Source organism: Streptococcus sp. K0074 (assembly GCF_048843365.1).
GTDB classification, from domain to species: domain Bacteria; phylum Bacillota; class Bacilli; order Lactobacillales; family Streptococcaceae; genus Streptococcus; species Streptococcus mitis_BM.
The window spans coordinates 1731560-1748619 of the sequence record NZ_CP184836.1; the positions used below are offsets into that span (position 1 = coordinate 1731560).

The 17060-nt window shown below is 41.6% G+C and carries 12 protein-coding genes and 1 tRNA gene; 5 read left to right on the forward strand and 8 right to left on the reverse strand.

The window, feature by feature from the left end; genetic code table 11:
• Positions 1–218: 218 nt before the first annotated feature.
• From ACN076_RS08485 to codY, 7 genes are all read right to left on the reverse strand, one after another.
• A complete protein-coding gene (locus ACN076_RS08485; RefSeq protein WP_420789836.1) occupies positions 219–3269 on the reverse strand; it encodes a LysM peptidoglycan-binding domain-containing protein in 3051 nt (1016 codons plus the stop codon).
• 334 nt (positions 3270–3603) lie between these two features.
• Positions 3604–4983, reverse strand: a complete 1380-nt coding sequence (vex3, locus tag ACN076_RS08490) for an ABC transporter permease subunit Vex3 (protein ID WP_265529520.1) — start codon at positions 4981–4983, stop codon at positions 3604–3606.
• 55 nt (positions 4984–5038) lie between these two features.
• The gene (gene vex2, locus ACN076_RS08495; protein WP_000173725.1) at positions 5039–5686 is read right to left on the reverse strand and encodes an ABC transporter ATP-binding subunit Vex2; all 648 of its coding nucleotides are present in this window, start codon (positions 5684–5686) and stop codon (positions 5039–5041) included.
• A 12-nt stretch (positions 5687–5698) separates the two neighbouring features.
• Positions 5699–6976 (reverse strand): ABC transporter permease, encoded by a 1278-nt coding sequence (locus ACN076_RS08500; RefSeq protein ID WP_265529523.1) that lies wholly within the window; start codon positions 6974–6976, stop codon positions 5699–5701.
• Between the two features lie 130 nt (positions 6977–7106).
• Positions 7107–7192: transfer RNA gene (locus ACN076_RS08505), tRNA-Leu, on the reverse strand.
• A gap of 80 nt (positions 7193–7272) precedes the next feature.
• Entirely contained in the window at positions 7273–7848 is a 576-nt protein-coding gene (locus tag ACN076_RS08510) for a cysteine hydrolase family protein (protein WP_265529525.1), read from the reverse strand.
• Positions 7848–8636 (reverse strand): GTP-sensing pleiotropic transcriptional regulator CodY, encoded by a 789-nt coding sequence (gene codY, locus ACN076_RS08515; RefSeq protein WP_000940738.1) that lies wholly within the window; start codon positions 8634–8636, stop codon positions 7848–7850. Before codY ends, ACN076_RS08510 begins: the two co-directional genes overlap by 1 nt.
• Positions 8637–8953: 317 nt before the next feature.
• On the opposite strand from codY, the gene ACN076_RS08520 reads away from it, so the two are divergent.
• Positions 8954–10305 (forward strand): IS3 family transposase gene (locus ACN076_RS08520; RefSeq protein WP_134813905.1). Its coding sequence is split into 2 segments (ribosomal slippage): positions 8954–9395 and positions 9395–10305, totalling 1353 coding nucleotides; the frame shifts between segments, so codons are not numbered across the junction.
• A gap of 49 nt (positions 10306–10354) precedes the next feature.
• Here the strand turns inward: ACN076_RS08520 and ACN076_RS08525 are convergent.
• Complete coding sequence (locus ACN076_RS08525) at positions 10355–11929, reverse strand: DEAD/DEAH box helicase (RefSeq protein ID WP_060805426.1); 1575 nt, start codon at positions 11927–11929, stop codon at positions 10355–10357.
• Between the two features lie 329 nt (positions 11930–12258).
• Between ACN076_RS08525 and ACN076_RS08530 the strand changes: the two genes are divergently transcribed.
• From ACN076_RS08530 to ACN076_RS08545, 4 genes are all read left to right on the forward strand, one after another.
• Positions 12259–13575: an FAD-containing oxidoreductase gene (locus tag ACN076_RS08530; RefSeq protein WP_033682109.1), complete on the forward strand. Its 1317-nt coding sequence runs from the start codon at positions 12259–12261 to the stop codon at positions 13573–13575.
• 98 nt (positions 13576–13673) lie between these two features.
• Positions 13674–15017 (forward strand): lipid II isoglutaminyl synthase subunit MurT, encoded by a 1344-nt coding sequence (murT, locus tag ACN076_RS08535; protein ID WP_101782514.1) that lies wholly within the window; start codon positions 13674–13676, stop codon positions 15015–15017.
• The gene (gene gatD, locus ACN076_RS08540) at positions 15017–15799 is read left to right on the forward strand and encodes a lipid II isoglutaminyl synthase subunit GatD (protein ID WP_261038492.1); all 783 of its coding nucleotides are present in this window, start codon (positions 15017–15019) and stop codon (positions 15797–15799) included. Before murT ends, gatD begins: the two co-directional genes overlap by 1 nt.
• Before the next feature lie 127 nt (positions 15800–15926).
• Entirely contained in the window at positions 15927–17009 is a 1083-nt protein-coding gene (locus ACN076_RS08545; protein WP_060805423.1) for a M24 family metallopeptidase, read from the forward strand.
• The last annotated feature ends 51 nt before the right edge of the window (positions 17010–17060 follow it).

The following is a 17060-nucleotide window of genomic DNA, read 5'->3' on the forward strand; positions in this document are numbered from 1 at the left end:
GGTTGTGGATAGAACTGACGAAGTCAGTAACCATACCTACGGTAAGGCGACGCTGACGTGGTTTGAAGAGATTTTCGAAGAGTATTAGAATAAACACCTACTCTATTTTCTATTATAGCCTCTTACTGGCCTTTTGTCTGTAAGTAACTGACCACTAGATAAAACAAAGAGAGCCTATCGCTCTCTCTGCTCACATTTCACTCTCTGTGGAATGAACGTTATTTGGTTGCTTTTGAAAATGTTACAACGTAGTTATAATCTTTCCCATTAGCTTGATAGACATAGTCCTCTTTGAAAGTATAGCCGCGTTTGCTCAACTCTTCTTTCTTAGCATCAACTTGGCTCTTGACAGCTGCTTTAACCTGTTCATTTGATAAACCTTCCGCAATTTCAAGAGAAGTTCCATTGATATCTCCTAGAAAACCTGCAATATCTTTCATTTGATCAAAGTTATAAAAAACATTGACTTTGACCTTTTGAGGAGTTGGCTGTTCTAGACTTCTACGATTTCTGCTAGCGCGTGGTTGAACTGCTGGAGCCATTCTGAAACCTGAAGTTCCTGTAGCCTCCTTAGTGAATGTGACAACGTAGTTATAATTTTTCACAGTAGTATCTTGTTCAAAAATAATGTCATTTTTCACATGATACCCTCTAGCAGCTAGGTCTTTTATCTTGGCTTGAATTTTTTCTTTTACTAGCTCTTTTGCCTGTGCTTCACTCGTTCCTGCAGGAATTGTGACAGTGTTATCTTCTCCCGGGTCAGATAGGAAACCATGAATATCTGGCATTCCAGCGAAGTTATAGCTAATATTTACAGTTCCATCTGGTTCTGATGTTGAACGTGCCACTCTTCTTGCTCTTGCTTGAACCGATGGGGCATTTCTAAAACTTGAAGCCCCTTCTGAAGTTGAAGAAGGTTGGGTTGGAGATGCTGTTGCTGATCTGGAAGTCCCACTTGCACCATGACCAATCGCTGTGCTTCCATTGTCAATAGTAGTTCCACCAGGACCATTATTGGTCAAGCCTTCTCTACCATAATTCGGACTTGAAACTTCTTCACCTGGAACATCCAATGCATTGATTTCATTTTGATATTTTTCTGTAACAGTAGCTACTTCTTCATCGTCTTTTGCTTTGTTAATTTCTTCTATCGCTTTATCTTGTAACGCCTTTAATGCTTCTTTTAATCTTGCCTTTTCATCTGCATCAGGAACTTTTTCAATCGCATCTGCTTTTATTTTAACAACTTCACCAATATTGTCATCTATACTCTCCTTTTTAGCTGACTTCAAGGCTTCTTCCTTCTTAAGTTCTTCTTCTGATTTTGGCTCTGGAGTTGATGTTGCTGCATTCCCTGAATCATTTGTAGCTTCCTCAGATGGAGTATTGGAAGGTTCTGACGTTGTTTCAGAGCTACCTGATTCTCCAGCTGGCTGTGTAGTGGAATTGGTATCGCCTGATGTGACCGGTGCTTCTTCACTTGGGGTTACCGGTGACGATGTTGAATCACTTGGTTGGGTAGCTGTTGAGTCACCTGTAGGAGTTTCAGATGGCGCTCCTGACTCGTCTGAATGATTACCTGTTGATGGAGATGTAACTGAAGAACCTGATTCACCGTCTTTTGGTGCCGGTGTCACTGGTTCTTCCACTTTTGGTGCGGACGCTGCTGGTTCTTCTGCTTTTGGCGCTGGTGCCACTGGCTCATCCACCTTTGGCGCTGGAACTTCAGAACTTGGATTTGAAGCTACAGGTTGTTCTGTAGTCCCTGTGTTTGAAGTAGTATCATCTGTTACCGGACTTGATGTTGCTGCATTACCTGAATCATTTGTAGCATCTGTAGATGGAGTATTGGAAGGTTCTGCAGTTGTTTCAGAGTTACCTGTTTCTCCAGCTGGCTGTGCAGTGGAATTGGTATCGCCTGATGTGACCGGTGCTTCTTCGCTTGGGGTTACCGGTGCTGGTGTCGATGGTTCCTCTACTTTCGGCGCTGGTGTCGATGGTTCTTCCACTTTTGGCGCTGGTGCCACTGGCTCGTCTGATTTTGGCGCTGGAGTCGCTGGTTCCTCTACTTTTGGTGCTGGAGTCGCTGGTTCCTCCACTTTGGGCTCAGTCGCTGCTGGCTCTTCCACTTTTGGCGTTGTTCCTTCTGCTGGTGCTTCTGCTTTTGGTGATGGAGTCACTGGCTCCTCTACTTTTGGCGCTGGTGTCGCTGGTTCTTCCACTTTCGGTGCTGGAGATACTGGCTCATCCGCTTTCGGCGCTGGTGAAACTGGTTCCTCTGCTTTTGGCGCTGGTGCCACTGACTCGTCTGATTTTAGTGCCGGAGTCGCTGGCTCCTCTGCTTTTGGCGCTGGTGAAACTGGTTCTTCTGCCTTCGGTGTTGTCGACGCTGGTTCTTCCGCTTTTGGCGCTGGAACCGCTGGTTCTTCTGCTTTTGGCGTTGTAGCCACTGGCTCGTCTGATTTTGGTGCCGGAGTCGCTGGCTCGTCTGTTTTCGGTGCGGGTGTCGCTGGCTCATCTACTTTTGGCGCAGGTGTCACTGGTTCTTCCACCTTTGGTGCAGGTGTCGCTGGTTCTTCTGCTTTCGGTGCGGGTGTCGTTGGTTCCTCTGCTTTTGGCGAGGGGGTTGCAGGTTCTTCCACTTTCGGTGCTGGCGCTGATGGTTCTTCAGTTTTCAACGCTGGTGTCGCTGACTCGTCTGATTTTGGCGCAACTGTGACTGGTGTTTCTGCTTTCAGTGCTGGCGATACTGACTCTTCAGCTTTCGCTGCCGATACTGCTGGTGTCGTTTGTTTAACTGTAGTAGTTTGCTCTCCAGTTACAGTATCTGTCTTTGTTTCAACTTCATAACTTTGACAGCTACCAGAATTATCAATCGACACTCGCTGTCTTTTGATTTCTGTATTTCCATCTTTTAGAAAAGCCTCTTCGCTAAAATACAATTTATTATTAGCAAAAATCAAATCTCTATTTGCAATACGATTTATCTCAACCAAACTATCAACAGATAGCCCTGTTGCTCCACTAATAGCACTCAGTGTATCTCCCCACTTAATTGTGTAGTGTGATAAATTGTCTATATTTTGAATATCAGCTTTTACTTCTGCAACTGTTCTGGCTACCCAAACACCATCTTGTTCATTAGCTGAAACAGTTGGAGCTAAAAAGCCCAGACCCAATAACATCACACCTGTCGCAACAATTGCACCAGTTCTTAATTTTCTAAAGCCACGTAGGGATAATGTCCCTCTAACATTTGTTTGTCTCATTGTTTTCCTCACTATTTTATATTTTTAAAAGGCAAACTCGTTTACCTTTGCAGTATGGATAGGTATCTACAAGTTTTCTATTTATTTAAAAAACAAATCATGTATAATTTTTTATGCATATTTGAATATAGAAATTGTAAATTATCTTTCCACTGAATTCCACGATTTTAGTATATCACATCCACCAGTAAAAGTACAAAGAAAGCGATTGAAAGCAATGATTTTCACCACTGCTTTCGGCTCTATTTTGTATTGTTAAATATCCATTCTCTATACACCGTTCTTGAATAGAAAAACAAGATGCAGTCTCTATTTTAGACTAATTTTTTCAGACTTATTCACCATCAAGTAAGAGTTCTTTTGGTTGTTTTCTTAGGAGATTGCTTGAAGCAAGCGCCATAACAAGAACCACGAGAACCAAGGCAAGGACAAAGACGATGATAAAGTCTGATGTCTGAATGGAAATGTCTAGGCTCGATAAGGTCTTACTAAAGCCATCTACTTCTGCACCACCACCAAGGTTAGAGGCTTGAGCCACCTTACTAGCCTGTTTGGCAACACCTGAAGTCACATTGGCAAGGACAGTATTTCCGATTGCACGCGCTGTGTAAGTAGCTAAGAAGTAAGCAGAAACAAGAGCAGGAATGGCAATCAAGATGGATTCAGTGATGAATTGCCCCAAGATACTTGCCTGCTTGAGACCTATAGAGAGGAGAATACCCACTTCCTTGCGACGGGCATTGATCCAAAGGCTGAGCAAGAGGGCAAGGAGAAGAACTGAGAAACTCAAGCTACCCCAGAAGAGGAGGTTGGCCATCTTGTACATACCAGAGATGGATTGCTCAAGAGCTGGGTAGTTAGAGGAGCTCTTAACTAAAGTATAGCTCTTCCAGTTGATACCACTGATGCCATTCAACTCTTTCATAACATCATCCAAGTTCTTGTCCGCTGTTACAAAGAAGGTTGCGTCCCCATAAATAGCTGTGTCTTCTGTGTAGCCATAAAGTTTTGCAGCAGTGTGAATGTCTGTGATAGCTGTGTTTTCGTAAAGCTCTTGGGAGTAGGTTACTGCCGACTTATTGTGACCATCAAAGAGTCCCTTGATTGTCACTTCGACTGTTTCCTTGGCTCCTTTTTCATTGTCTGCATCGTAGATATTGGAGTCTAGTTTGACCTTATCCCCAACTTTCCAGCCGTGTTTGGCTGCTAAGTCCTTGTGCAAGAGGATCTTGTCCTTGTCGTCGTTTGTTAAGTGCTCTCCTTCAACCAGTTTATAAGAACCAGAGACAAACTTGTCTTCTTTGGAAGAGTCATTGACACCAGTAATCATTAAGCTACTTCCAAAATGTTTAGCACGGTCAGGAGTCAGATTTCTCTTGGTTTCTGGCGTTTCGATGAGTTCATAGCCAGTCAAATCTCCGATAGCGTTGATGCGTTTCACATAAGACTCGATGGCCTTGTTTTCGGTGATTTTTTTGATGTCTTCACCCTTAATATTCCCAGCACCACGTGGCGTTCCTTGATTGACGCGACGATTGATTTGCATGGAGAAGCTGTTGGTGATATTTTTAAAGGTCTCCTGAGAAGCCTTGGCAGTAGCTCCCTTGATCGACAATCCGACCAAACTCAAGCTCGCCATGAGGAGAATAATCAGGAAGATGACAATCGATTTGAAAAACTTCCTTGTAACATAGGCAAATGCGTTGTGTAACATAGGTTCCCTTTCTAGATTTTATTCTATTTTATAGTTCGAACAAAAAAAGCTCATATTATTTCGTCGTATTGCGAGTTTCAGTCAGTTTCTTGTCCTTCAATTCAAGTGTAATATCTGACGCTTGTGCCACTTCTTTGCTGTGGGTTACGACAATGACACATTTACCTGTTTTCTGGGCAAGTGATTTAAGCAGTTCGACAATATCTCCAGCAGTTTTAGGGTCCAGATTTCCCGTTGGCTCATCTGCAAGAATAACTGGAGCTTCTGATACCAAACTACGAGCAATGGCAACACGTTGTTGTTGACCACCTGATAACTGGAGAACATTCCGCTTGATCTGACTTTCATCTAAACCAAGCTCAAGAAGTGTATCCTTACTTGCCTTTTTGTTGACCAAGCGGATATTTTCCAGTGGAGAAAGATAATCTATCAAGTTATAATTTTGAAAGACCAGGGAAATATGGTGCATGCGATGGTAAGAATAGCCCTTCTTACGAATATCCTCTCCTTGAAAAAGGATAGAACCTTCAACAGGACTATCTAGACCAGCAAGTAGGGACAAGAGTGTGGATTTTCCTGCTCCTGACTCACCAATAATACTGTAAAATTTTCCGGGTTCAAAATTATAATTGATCTGATATAGGACTGCTTCAGCAGTGTTCTTATAACGGTAGGTAAGGTCTTGTAATTGTAATAAAGTCATGATTTCTCCTTCTTAACTAATAGATGATAAAATTTCTTTCGGTGATTTTCTAAATAAGAATAGGAAACAAAGGGCTACAGATAAGCAACTAAGCAGAACTAGAAAAACATAGGATTCTGCAAAAGATAGGATGCTGGTTGATAAACTGCTTGCTTTGGCTAGTGTATCTTGTAAGCTTACCTGATCTCCACTTGCTAGTAGTGTTTGGAGTAGGTAAGATGTGATTGCATTTCCTGCAACAAATGCTGGAAGCAAAGCTCCGAGAGATACCAAAACTACCTCTAAACAGAATTGTAGGAAGATTGAGCTCTTGCCTTTTCCAAGTGCCAGTAAAATTCCCACTTCGTAGACCCTTTCCCTCAACCAGAGAGACAAGACCAAAATCAAAGCCCCTGCTCCAGCTATCAACATCCCATAAAGGAAGATGGTCAGAAAGGTTTGGAAGGTAGCAACTGAGTCTTTGATTTGTTCAAAAGCCTTGTTTTCCTTTTCGACTTGATAGCCTTGATTCTCCAAAGACAAGTTTTCTACCTGCTTCATGAGTTCGTCCATTTCCTTAGGATTTTCTACATAGAAGCGCGCTGCACTAACTTGAGGTTCAGTATTGCCCAAAAGGGTTTGGCTACTTTCATAGTCTGTAAAGACCTGGTTTTCACTGAAGTCGGAAGACAAGCCTGTAAATTTCTCTTGTTTTTTACCAGAAAAGATGCCGACAATCTCAAACTCCACTGTTTGCCCTTTGCCAGCTTCTGACTGACCAGCATCTAAGGCAATCTTGTCATGAAGGGAAAGACTATTCTTCTTAGCCAACTCTTCGTGGATGATGATTTTCTTTGAATCCCCTTTTTGAAGATGTCGCCCTTCTTTTAAGTTGAAAGCCGAGCTGGTAAAGGTGACATCCTTAGATGAATCTTCAAGAGCTGTTAAGCTAACCAAATTCTTATCCGCAGCGGACAAATCATCACGTTCCACGCTCTGCTCGCCACTCACTGCTTCCTTGTCTTTTAGTTTTGCGACCGTCTCGAGTTCAGGAGAAACATTTTCCAGTCCCTTAATCTTGCTTACAGATGCTAGGTCTGACAACTTGAATGTCTGACCATTTTCTATCTTCTTAATAGAAAAAGAGGTATTGAGTGATTTGTAAAGATTGGTTTCAACTGTTTTGTTGGACTTCATCAGAGTCAAACAGGCTGAAATTCCAGCCAATAGAACCAATAAAATCAGAAATAAAATAAAGCTTCTCAGTCGTTTTCTGCTGACATAAGCCCAAGCTCTTTGGATTGGATTCATTTGTCACCTCCATATTTGTAAGACTATTATAAAACCCAAATATGAAATGTTTATGAAAAAGAGCAAAAATTTTTTTGCTCTACTTTAACTAGATGAAAAAAAGAGCTAGCCTCAGCTAACTCTTATCCTATGCGGAGAGAGGGACTTGAACCCTCACGACCTAAAGCGGTCACAGGATCCTTAGTCCTGCGCGTCTGCCAATTCCGCCATCCCCGCGTCGATTACTTTACTAGTATATCAACTTTTGGGATGCTTGTCAACACTTTTTTTCAAATTTTTTCATTTCATCAACCAAATTACTCTGAAATTTCATTTAGATTTTCATCTACCAACTTAGCTCCAAGTGTATTTTTGAAATGACCTAGGGCAAATTGATGATTTTCAGGCCAGATGGAAGCAACAGCTGGTTTAACAATCTCGATGTCATATCCTAGATTATAGGCATCTATAGCTGTATGCAGGACACAAATATCCGTCAAGACTCCTGTTAAAATAACTGTAGAAATTCGACGCTCTCTCAAGCGGATATCCAGGTCAGTCCCTGAAAAAGCTGAGTAATGGCGTTTATCCATCCAAAAGACACGACTGTCTGAACCATGCTCTTGATAAAAGTTCCCCAAATCTCCATATAAATTGCGTCCACTAGTCCCAATCAAATTGTGAGGAGGAAATAGCTTGCTTTCTGGATGGAAACAATCGTTTTCTTCGTGAGCATCTATTGTAAAGAAGATGTAATCTCCTCGTTCAAAAGCTAATCGAGTTACCTTGCTGATGGCATCCGAAATTGCCTGAGCTGGAGCACCTGCTGTCAATTTTCCACTGTCGGCAACAAAATCTTCTGTATAATCAATCGAAATTAAAGCCTTAGTCATTAGTAATCTCTTTTCTTCACTTCTTCAAAAATATCTGAAATCAAGACCTTAAGATAGGTTCCCTTCATTCCAAGTGAGCGACTTTCAATAATTCCCGCAGACTCAAGTTTACGAAGGGCATTGACAATCACAGAACGGGTGATTCCGATACGGTCTGCAATCACAGACGCAGTCAACTGCCCTTCATTTCCATTTAATTCCCCTAAAATTGCTGAAACAGCACGGAGTTCGGAGTAAGAAAGGGTATTAACCGCCATGGTAACAGCAGTACGGCGACGGATATTTTTCTCATCTTCCTCACGCTGGAAGTTGAGAAGTTGAATCCCAACAACGGTACTCGCAATCTCAACAAGAATCAAGTCCTCGTCTTCGAATTTTTTATCATTGCGCCAAATAATCAAAGAACCAAGACGAATCCCTGATACATGAATCGGTGCAATAGTCGTCAAACCATCTGGAAAGTCGGCACGACTTTCCACAGGGAAAATACTCAAATCATGATCAACTGTCAGATTGGCTTCTGTATCGTAGATCATATTCGCACCTTGAATATAGTCATCTGGGAAAATCTTAGTTTGGAAGAACTGCTCTACACGATCTGTATTGGTTTTGTAACGCATGAAATAACCAAGGAGACGTCCCTTGCTATTGACGATACAGGCGTTACAGTCAATAATATCTGCCAATTGACGGGTAATCGCATTGTAGGGAAGTTCTTCCTGCAACTGCTCCTCTGAGCGCTTCAGGATAGAAGTAATTTTTCTTGTTTTTTCTAATAAATGTGCCATTTTTCACCTCGAATTTAATCGCTATCATTATAACATAAAAAGCTTAAATTTTCAATTATTATCTGAAAATTGCTTATTTAATTGCAATTTAGACTAGCTGAAATATTTTAGAAAAATATATTTTTATCATTGACAAACTAATTTATTTTTGATATTATATTATCATAATAAGATAGATGGGTAATACCTTTCCATTTCACCTATCCTTTGCTATCACCATCTTCTTTCACCCTTGGTCTCCTTATATAAAAAAGCGATTCATTGAACTGCACCCCAAAAGTTAGACAGAAAAAATCTAACTTTTGGGGTGTTTTATTATGAAATTGAGTTATGAAGATAAAGTTCAGATCTATGAACTTAGAAAACAAGGATATAGCTTAGAGAAGCTTTCAAATAAATTTGAGATAAACAATTCTAATCTTAGGTACATGATTAAATTGATTGATCGTTACGGAATAGAGTTCGTCAAAAAAGGGAAAAATCGTTACTATTCTCCTCATTTAAAACAAGAAATGATTAATAAAGTCTTACATGAAAACTGGTCTCAAGATAGAGTTTCTCTCAAATATGCTCTCCCAAATCGTGGTATGCTTCCAAATTGGCTAGCACAATATAAGAAAAACGGGTATACTATTGTTGAGAAAACAAGAGGGAGACCAACTAAAATGGGACGTAAACGGAAGAAAACCTGGGAAGAAATGACAGAACTAGAGCGACTCCAAGAGGAGAATGAACGCTTACGGACTGAGGTGGCCTACCTAAAAAAGTTAAAAGAGCTGGAAGACAGGGACGAAGCCTTAGAGCGAGAAAGGCAGAGACAATTAGAGAAATGGCTTCAGGAGGATTTCGACTAGATTTACTTCTTGAAACAGCACGTTTAGCTCGCTCAACTTACTATTATCAGTTGAAACAACTGGATGGGCTTGATAAAGATAAAGAGCTTAAAACCGAAATTCAGGCCATTTATAATGACCATAAAGGAAATTATGGCTATCGTAGAGTTACTCTTGAATTGAGGAATCGTGGTCATATAGTAAACCATAAGAAGGTCCAACGTCTGATGAAAGTCCTTGGTTTAACAGCTCGAATTCGCCGGAAACGAAAGTATTCTTCCTACCAAGGAGAGATTGGTAAGAAAGCAGAGAATCTCATTCAACGTCAGTTTGAAGCATCAAGGCCAATGGAAAAGTGCTATACGGATGTGACAGAGTTTGCCATTCCAAATAGCACACAGAAACTCTATTTATCGCCAGTTTTAGATGGATTTAATAGCGAAATTATCGCCTATAATCTTTCAACTTCACCAAACTTAGAACAAGTGAAAGCTATGTTAAACCAGGCCTTTACAGAGAAACACTACGAGCATACGATTCTCCATAGCGATCAAGGCTGGCAATACCAACACGATTTTTATCATCGGTTCCTAGAGAGTAAGGGAATTCAAGCATCCATGTCACGCAAGGGCAACAGCCCAGACAATGGCATGATGGAGTCCTTCTTTGGCATTTTGAAATCTGAAATGTTTTATGGTTATGAGAAGCACTTTAGGTCTTTAGAAGACCTTGAACAAGCTATTGTGGACTACATTGATTACTACAACAACAAACGAATTAAAGTCAAACTAAAAGGACTTAGCCCTGTGCAATACAGAACTAAATCCTTTCAATAATTATTTGTCCAACTTTTGGGGGTCAGTACACATTTTGAACCGCTTTTTCTTATTTATCGCCCTTGTTACGAATAACAAAGCCTGTTTGCTTTTCACTTGAAGTATTGCGTGGTTTTTTATTATCCTTACGGTAACGTTTTTCCTTATCAAAACGATCATTGCCACGACTTCCTTTTTTGAAATCATCACGACGACCATTGCCACGGCGATCACGGTCTCGACGGTCGTCCCCACGACGGCCTCCACGACCTCCCTTAGCTTTACCACCGAAGCCATTACCTGATGGTTTAAATGGAAGTGGTTTTTCACGTGCAATCTCCACTTCAGGAAGACTATCTGGGTCTTGAACAGTCAGGCTCAAGATATACATTGCCAATTCTTCTGGAGTAAATTCGGCAGCTAGCTTACGAGCATCCTTACCAAATTTCTCAAAGTTGGCACGGATAGTCTCATCTGCAAAATCACGTTCAATTTTCTTAAGAGCCACTTGTTTTTTAGCTTGGAAAGCTTCTTCTGCACTTGCAGGTTTGAGGCCTTTCATGCGTTTCTTAGTCAAGTTTTCAATGATTTGAAGGTAGCCCATTTCATTTGGTGATACGAAAGTAATCGACTGACCTGACTTACCGGCACGACCTGTACGACCGATACGGTGAACATAACTTTCAGGATCTTGTGGAATATCGTAGTTATAGACATGGGTCACACCTGAAATATCCAACCCACGCGCTGCAACGTCTGTCGCAACCAAAACATCAAGATTGCCATTTTTAAAGTCACGAAGGACACGAAGACGTTTGTTTTGGTCTAGGTCCCCATGAATTCCTTCCGCACGGAAGCCACGGATTTTAAGACCACGAGTTAATTCATCTACACGGCGTTTTGTACGCCCAAATACGATAGCAAGTTCAGGCTGTTCCACATCCATAAGACGAGTCATGGTATCAAATTTTTCTTGTTCTTTAACACGAATATAGTATTGGTCAACCAATTCTGTTGTCAATTCCTTAGCAGCAATCTTCACATGCTCAGGTTCTTTCATAAACTGAACGCCGATACGTTTGATAGCATCTGGCATAGTTGCTGAGAAGAGAAGAGTTTGACGGTTTTCAGGGACACGGGAGATGATAGCTTCAATGTCTTCAAGGAAGCCCATGTTGAGCATTTCATCCGCTTCGTCAAGGATAAGAGTTTCAATATCTTGTAATTTCAAGGCCTTTCGTTTAATCAAGTCCAAAAGGCGACCAGGTGTTCCCACCACGATATGGGCACCAGATTTAAGAGCCTTAATTTGTTTTTCAATGCTTGATCCACCATATACTGAACGGACTTTGACTCCCTTACTACGACCAAAGCGGAAGAGTTCTTCTTGACTTTGGACAGCGAGTTCACGAGTTGGAGCGATGACCAAGGCCTGGATAGTCGCTTCTTCTGTACGGATTTTTTCAAGGGTAGGCAAGCCAAAGGCTGCAGTTTTTCCTGTACCAGTCTGAGCTTGACCGATAACGTCCTTGCCTTCAAGGGCCAAGGGAATGGTTTGTTCTTGGATCGGACTGGCTTCTACAAAACCAGCTTTTTCAATCTCTGCTAGCAAATCAGCAGACAAGTTTAATTCATTAAATTTCACGTTATTCTTCTTTCTAAAGGTGGTGCGAAGCCACCCTATAGGGCTTAGTTTATACTTTTCTTTTTATGACGTATTTTCATATACTGGATATAAAATCGTGTTGCTTCTTTTCCACAAAAGAAAAGTACTGTTTTCTTTGCAACCTATCTAGTATAACACAAGAGAGAAGCAAAAGATAGCCTAATCCGTCGATAAAGTCATGTAAACGATTTTTCTGAGAAAATAAAGTTAAACTTTCCACTATTTCATAAACTTTTTTAAAGCGTAGCAGAATTGTGCAAAAGTTTTTTTCTTGTGCTAGAATGAAATTCGAATAGGAGGAACTCTAAATGTTAACTTATGATTTAATCGTTATCGGATTTGGTAAAGCTGGTAAAACACTAGCAGGTAAATTGGCTTCAGCTGGCAAAAAAGTTGCCCTCGTTGAACGTAGCAAAGCTATGTACGGTGGAACTTGTATCAACATCGGTTGTATCCCAACTAAAACTTTGTTAGTTGCTGCTGAGAAAGACTTATCTTTTGAAGAAGTCATTGCTACCAAAAACACTATCACTGGTCGCCTTAACGGTAAAAACTATGCGACTGTTGCTGGTACAGGCGTAGATATCTTTGATGCGGAAGCTCACTTCCTTTCAAATAAAGTCATCGAAATCCAAGCTGGTGATGAAAAGAAAGAACTGACCGCTGAAACAATCGTCATCAACACTGGTGCTGTTTCAAACGTCTTGCCAATCCCTGGACTTGCTACAAGCAAAAACGTCTTTGACTCAACAGGTATCCAAAACTTGGACAAATTACCTGAAAAACTTGGTGTCCTTGGTGGCGGAAATATCGGTCTTGAATTTGCTGGCCTTTACAATAAACTTGGAAGCAAGGTTACAGTCTTAGATGCCTTGGATACTTTCCTTCCTCGTGCAGAACCTTCCATCGCAGCTCTTGCTAAACAATACATGGAAGAAGACGGTATTGAATTGCTTCAAAATATCCGTACTACTGAAATTAAAAATGACGGTGACCAAGTCCTTGTCGTAACCGAAAACGAAACTTACCGTTTCGATGCCCTTCTTTACGCAACTGGACGCAAACCAAATGTAGAACCACTTCAACTTGAAAATACAGATATTGAACTAACTGAACGTGGTGCTATTAAAGTAGACAAACATTGTCAAACAAACGTTCCTGGTGTCTTTGCAGTTGGAGATGTCAACGGTGGACTTCAATTTACTTACATTTCACTTGATGACTTCCGTGTTGTTTACAGCTACCTTGCTGGAGATGGCAGCTACACACTTGAAGACCGTCTCAATGTACCAAATACTATGTTCATCACACCTGCACTTTCACAAGTTGGTTTGACTGAAAGCCAAGCGGCTGATTTGAAACTTCCATACGCAGTGAAAGAAATCCCTGTTGCAGCTATGCCTCGTGGTCACGTAAACGGAGACCTTCGTGGAGCCTTCAAAGCTGTGGTTAATACTGAAACAAAAGAAATTCTTGGAGCAAGCATCTTCTCAGAAGGTTCTCAAGAAATCATCAACATCATCACTGTTGCTATGGACAATAAGATTCCTTACACTTACTTCACAAAACAAATCTTCACTCACCCAACCTTGGCTGAGAATTTGAATGACTTGTTTGCGATTTAAGTTGAAATCTCATCTTAACTGACAGCCCTCTGTGGGCTGTTTTTACTTCTGCGAAATCTCAAATCTGTCTTTTCCCTCTTTTATGATATAATAGAAACATGAACTTAAAAACTACTTTGGGCCTTCTTGCTGGGCGTTCTTCCCACTTCGTTTTAAGCCGTCTTGGCCGAGGAAGTACGCTCCCAGGAAAAGTCGCCCTTCAATTTGATAAAGATATTTTACAAAACCTAGCTAAGAACTACGAGATTGTCGTGGTCACTGGAACCAACGGAAAAACCTTGACAACTGCCCTCACTGTCGGCATTTTAAAAGAGGTTTATGGTCAAGTTCTGACCAACCCAAGCGGTGCCAACATGATTACAGGGATTGCGACAACCTTCTTAACAGCCAAATCTTCTAAAACTGGGAAAAATATTGCCGTCCTCGAAATTGACGAAGCCAGTCTTTCTCGTATCTGTGACTATATCCATCCTAGCCTTTTTGTCATTACTAACATTTTCCGTGACCAAATGGACCGCTATGGTGAGATTTACACAACTTACAAGATGATTTTGGACGCTATTCGTAAGGTGCCTACTGCCACTGTTCTCCTTAATGGAGACAGTCCACTTTTCTACAAGCCAGCTATTCCAAATCCTGTAAAGTATTTTGGTTTTGACTTGGAGAAAGGGCCAGCCCAACTAGCTCACTATAATACAGAAGGGATTCTCTGTCCTGACTGCCAAGGCATCCTCAAATACGAGCACAATACCTATGCAAACTTGGGTGCCTATATCTGTGAAGGCTGTGGATGTAAACGTCCTGATCTCAACTATCGCTTGACAGAACTAGTTGAGTTGACCAACAATCGCTCTCGCTTTGTCATAGACGGCCAAGAGTACGGTATTCAAATCGGTGGGCTCTACAATATCTACAACGCCCTAGCAGCGGTTGCCATCGCCCGTTTCCTTGGTGCAGATTCACAACTCATCAAACAGGGATTTGATAAGAGCCGTGCTGTCTTTGGACGCCAAGAAACCTTCCATATCGGTAACAAGGAATGTACCCTCGTCTTGATTAAAAATCCAGTCGGTGCGACCCAAGCTATCGAAATGATTAAACTAGCACCTTATCCATTTAGCCTATCTGTCCTCCTTAACGCTAACTATGCAGACGGAATTGATACCAGCTGGATCTGGGATGCTGATTTTGAACAAATTACTGACATGGACATCCCCGAAATCAACGCTGGCGGTGTTCGCCATTCTGAAATTGCACGTCGTCTCCGAGTGACAGGCTATCCAGCTGATAAAATCACTGAAACAAGTAGTCTGGAACAAGTTCTTATGACCATTGAGAACCAAGACTGCAAGCATGCTTATATTCTGGCTACCTATACTGCTATGCTTGAATTCCGAGAACTGCTGGCTAGTCGTCAGATTGTTAGAAAGGAGATGAACTAATGGTTTATACTTCACTTTCCTCAAAAGCTGGCAATTACCCCTATCAGATCAACATTGCCCACCTCTACGGAAACCTCATGAATACTTACGGGGACAATGGAAATATCCTCATGCTCAAGTATGTGGCTGAAAAACTGGGAGCCCATGTGACGGTTGACATCGTTTCACTTCATGATGATTTTGATGAAAATCACTACGACATCGCCTTTTTCGGTGGCGGTCAAGACTTTGAACAAAGTATTATTGCAGACGACCTACCTGCCAAAAAAGAGAGCATTGACAACTACATCCAAAATGACGGTGTGGTTCTGGCTATCTGCGGTGGTTTCCAACTATTGGGTCAATATTATATTGAAGCTTCAGGGAGACGTATCGAAGGGCTCGGTGTCATGGGCCACTACACCCTCAACCAGACCAATAACCGTTTTATCGGTGACATCAAGATTCACAATGAAGATTTCAATGAAACCTACTATGGCTTTGAAAATCACCAAGGCCGTACCTTCCTCTCTAATGACCAAAAACCACTGGGACAGGTTGTCTATGGAAATGGAAATAACGAAGAAAAGGTCGGCGAAGGAGTTCATTATAAGAATGTCTTTGGTTCCTACTTCCACGGACCTATCCTCTCTCGTAATGCCAATCTGGCTTATCGCCTAGTCACTACCGCCCTCAAGAAGAAATATGGTCAGGACATTCAACTCCCTGCCTATGAGGACATTCTCAGCCAAGAAATCGCTGAGGAATACAGCGACGTCAAAAGCAAGGCTGAGTTTTCTTAAACAAAGTGAAACTATATCAAAGAACTCCGTTATCTTGTCGGAGTTCTTTTTGTCTTTTCTTTTACCCTTCTCCCTTGCATTTTCTCTCATTTTTTGCCAAAATAGAGGAGTAGAAAGAAGGTAGCATATGTCTAAATTACAACAAATCGTAACATATCTTGAATCAGAAAAACTAGACGTCGCTGTCGTATCTGACCCCGTCACAATCAATTACCTCACTGGCTTTTACAGTGATCCCCATGAACGCCAAATGTTCCTTTTTATCCTAGCGGATCAGGAACCGCTCCTCTTTGTCCCAGCCCTTGAGGTTGAGCGTGCTACTAGCACTGTTTCCTTCCCAGTTGTGGGCTATGTGGACTCTGAAAATCCATGGCAAAAAATGAAACATGCTCTTCCACAACTTGACTTCAAACGTGTCGCTGTTGAGTTTGACAATCTCATCTTGACCAAATACCATGGTTTAAAAACCGTTTTTGAAACTGCTGAGTTTGACAACCTCACTCCTCGTATCCAACGCATGCGACTCATCAAATCAGCTGACGAAGTGCAAAAAATGATGGTTGCAGGTCTCTATGCGGACAAGGCTGTTAAGGTTGGTTTTGATAATATTTCTCTTGATAAGACAGAGACAGATATTATCGCTCAAATTGACTTTGCTATGAAACGTGAAGGTTATGAAATGAGCTTTGATACCATGGTCTTGACTGGTGATAATGCTGCAAATCCGCACGGTATTCCAGCAGCTAATAAGGTCGAAAATAACGCCCTTCTCCTCTTTGACCTAGGGGTTCTCGTCAACGGCTATGCGTCAGATATGACTCGTACAGTCGCTGTCGGCAAACCTGACCAATTCAAGAAAGACATTTACAACTTGACTCTTGAAGCTCAACAAGCTGCTCTTGACTTTATCAAACCAGGTGTGACTGCCCATGAAGTGGACCGCGCTGCCCGTGAGGTCATCGAAAAAGCTGGTTACGGCGAGTACTTCAACCACCGTCTTGGTCACGGTATCGGTATGGATGTCCACGAATTCCCATCTATCATGGAAGGAAACGACATGGTCATCGAAGAAGGCATGTGCTTCTCTGTTGAACCAGGTATCTATATTCCTGGTAAAGTCGGTGTTCGTATCGAAGACTGTGGTGTTGTTACCAAGGATGGCTTTGACCTCTTTACAAGCACCAGCAAAGACTTGCTTTATTTTGATTAATATTCTTCGAAAATCTTCCCACAATAAAACGCATAATATCAAGGTTCAACA

What these genes read in the sequence shown, in the direction of transcription:
- murT (WP_101782514.1), top strand. Translation starts at nt 13,674, where the DNA reads ATGAACTTAAAAACTACTTTGGGCCTTCTTGCTGGGCGTTCTTCCCAC.
- vex3 (WP_265529520.1), bottom strand. Translation starts at nt 4,983, where the DNA reads ATGTTACACAACGCATTTGCCTATGTTACAAGGAAGTTTTTCAAATCG.
- vex2 (WP_000173725.1), bottom strand. Translation starts at nt 5,686, where the DNA reads ATGACTTTATTACAATTACAAGACCTTACCTACCGTTATAAGAACACT.
- codY (WP_000940738.1), bottom strand. Translation starts at nt 8,636, where the DNA reads ATGGCACATTTATTAGAAAAAACAAGAAAAATTACTTCTATCCTGAAG.
- gatD (WP_261038492.1), top strand. Translation starts at nt 15,017, where the DNA reads ATGGTTTATACTTCACTTTCCTCAAAAGCTGGCAATTACCCCTATCAG.
- ACN076_RS08530 (WP_033682109.1), top strand. Translation starts at nt 12,259, where the DNA reads ATGTTAACTTATGATTTAATCGTTATCGGATTTGGTAAAGCTGGTAAA.
- ACN076_RS08500 (WP_265529523.1), bottom strand. Translation starts at nt 6,976, where the DNA reads ATGAATCCAATCCAAAGAGCTTGGGCTTATGTCAGCAGAAAACGACTG.
- ACN076_RS08510 (WP_265529525.1), bottom strand. Translation starts at nt 7,848, where the DNA reads ATGACTAAGGCTTTAATTTCGATTGATTATACAGAAGATTTTGTTGCC.
- ACN076_RS08485 (WP_420789836.1), bottom strand. Translation starts at nt 3,269, where the DNA reads ATGAGACAAACAAATGTTAGAGGGACATTATCCCTACGTGGCTTTAGA.
- ACN076_RS08545 (WP_060805423.1), top strand. Translation starts at nt 15,927, where the DNA reads ATGTCTAAATTACAACAAATCGTAACATATCTTGAATCAGAAAAACTA.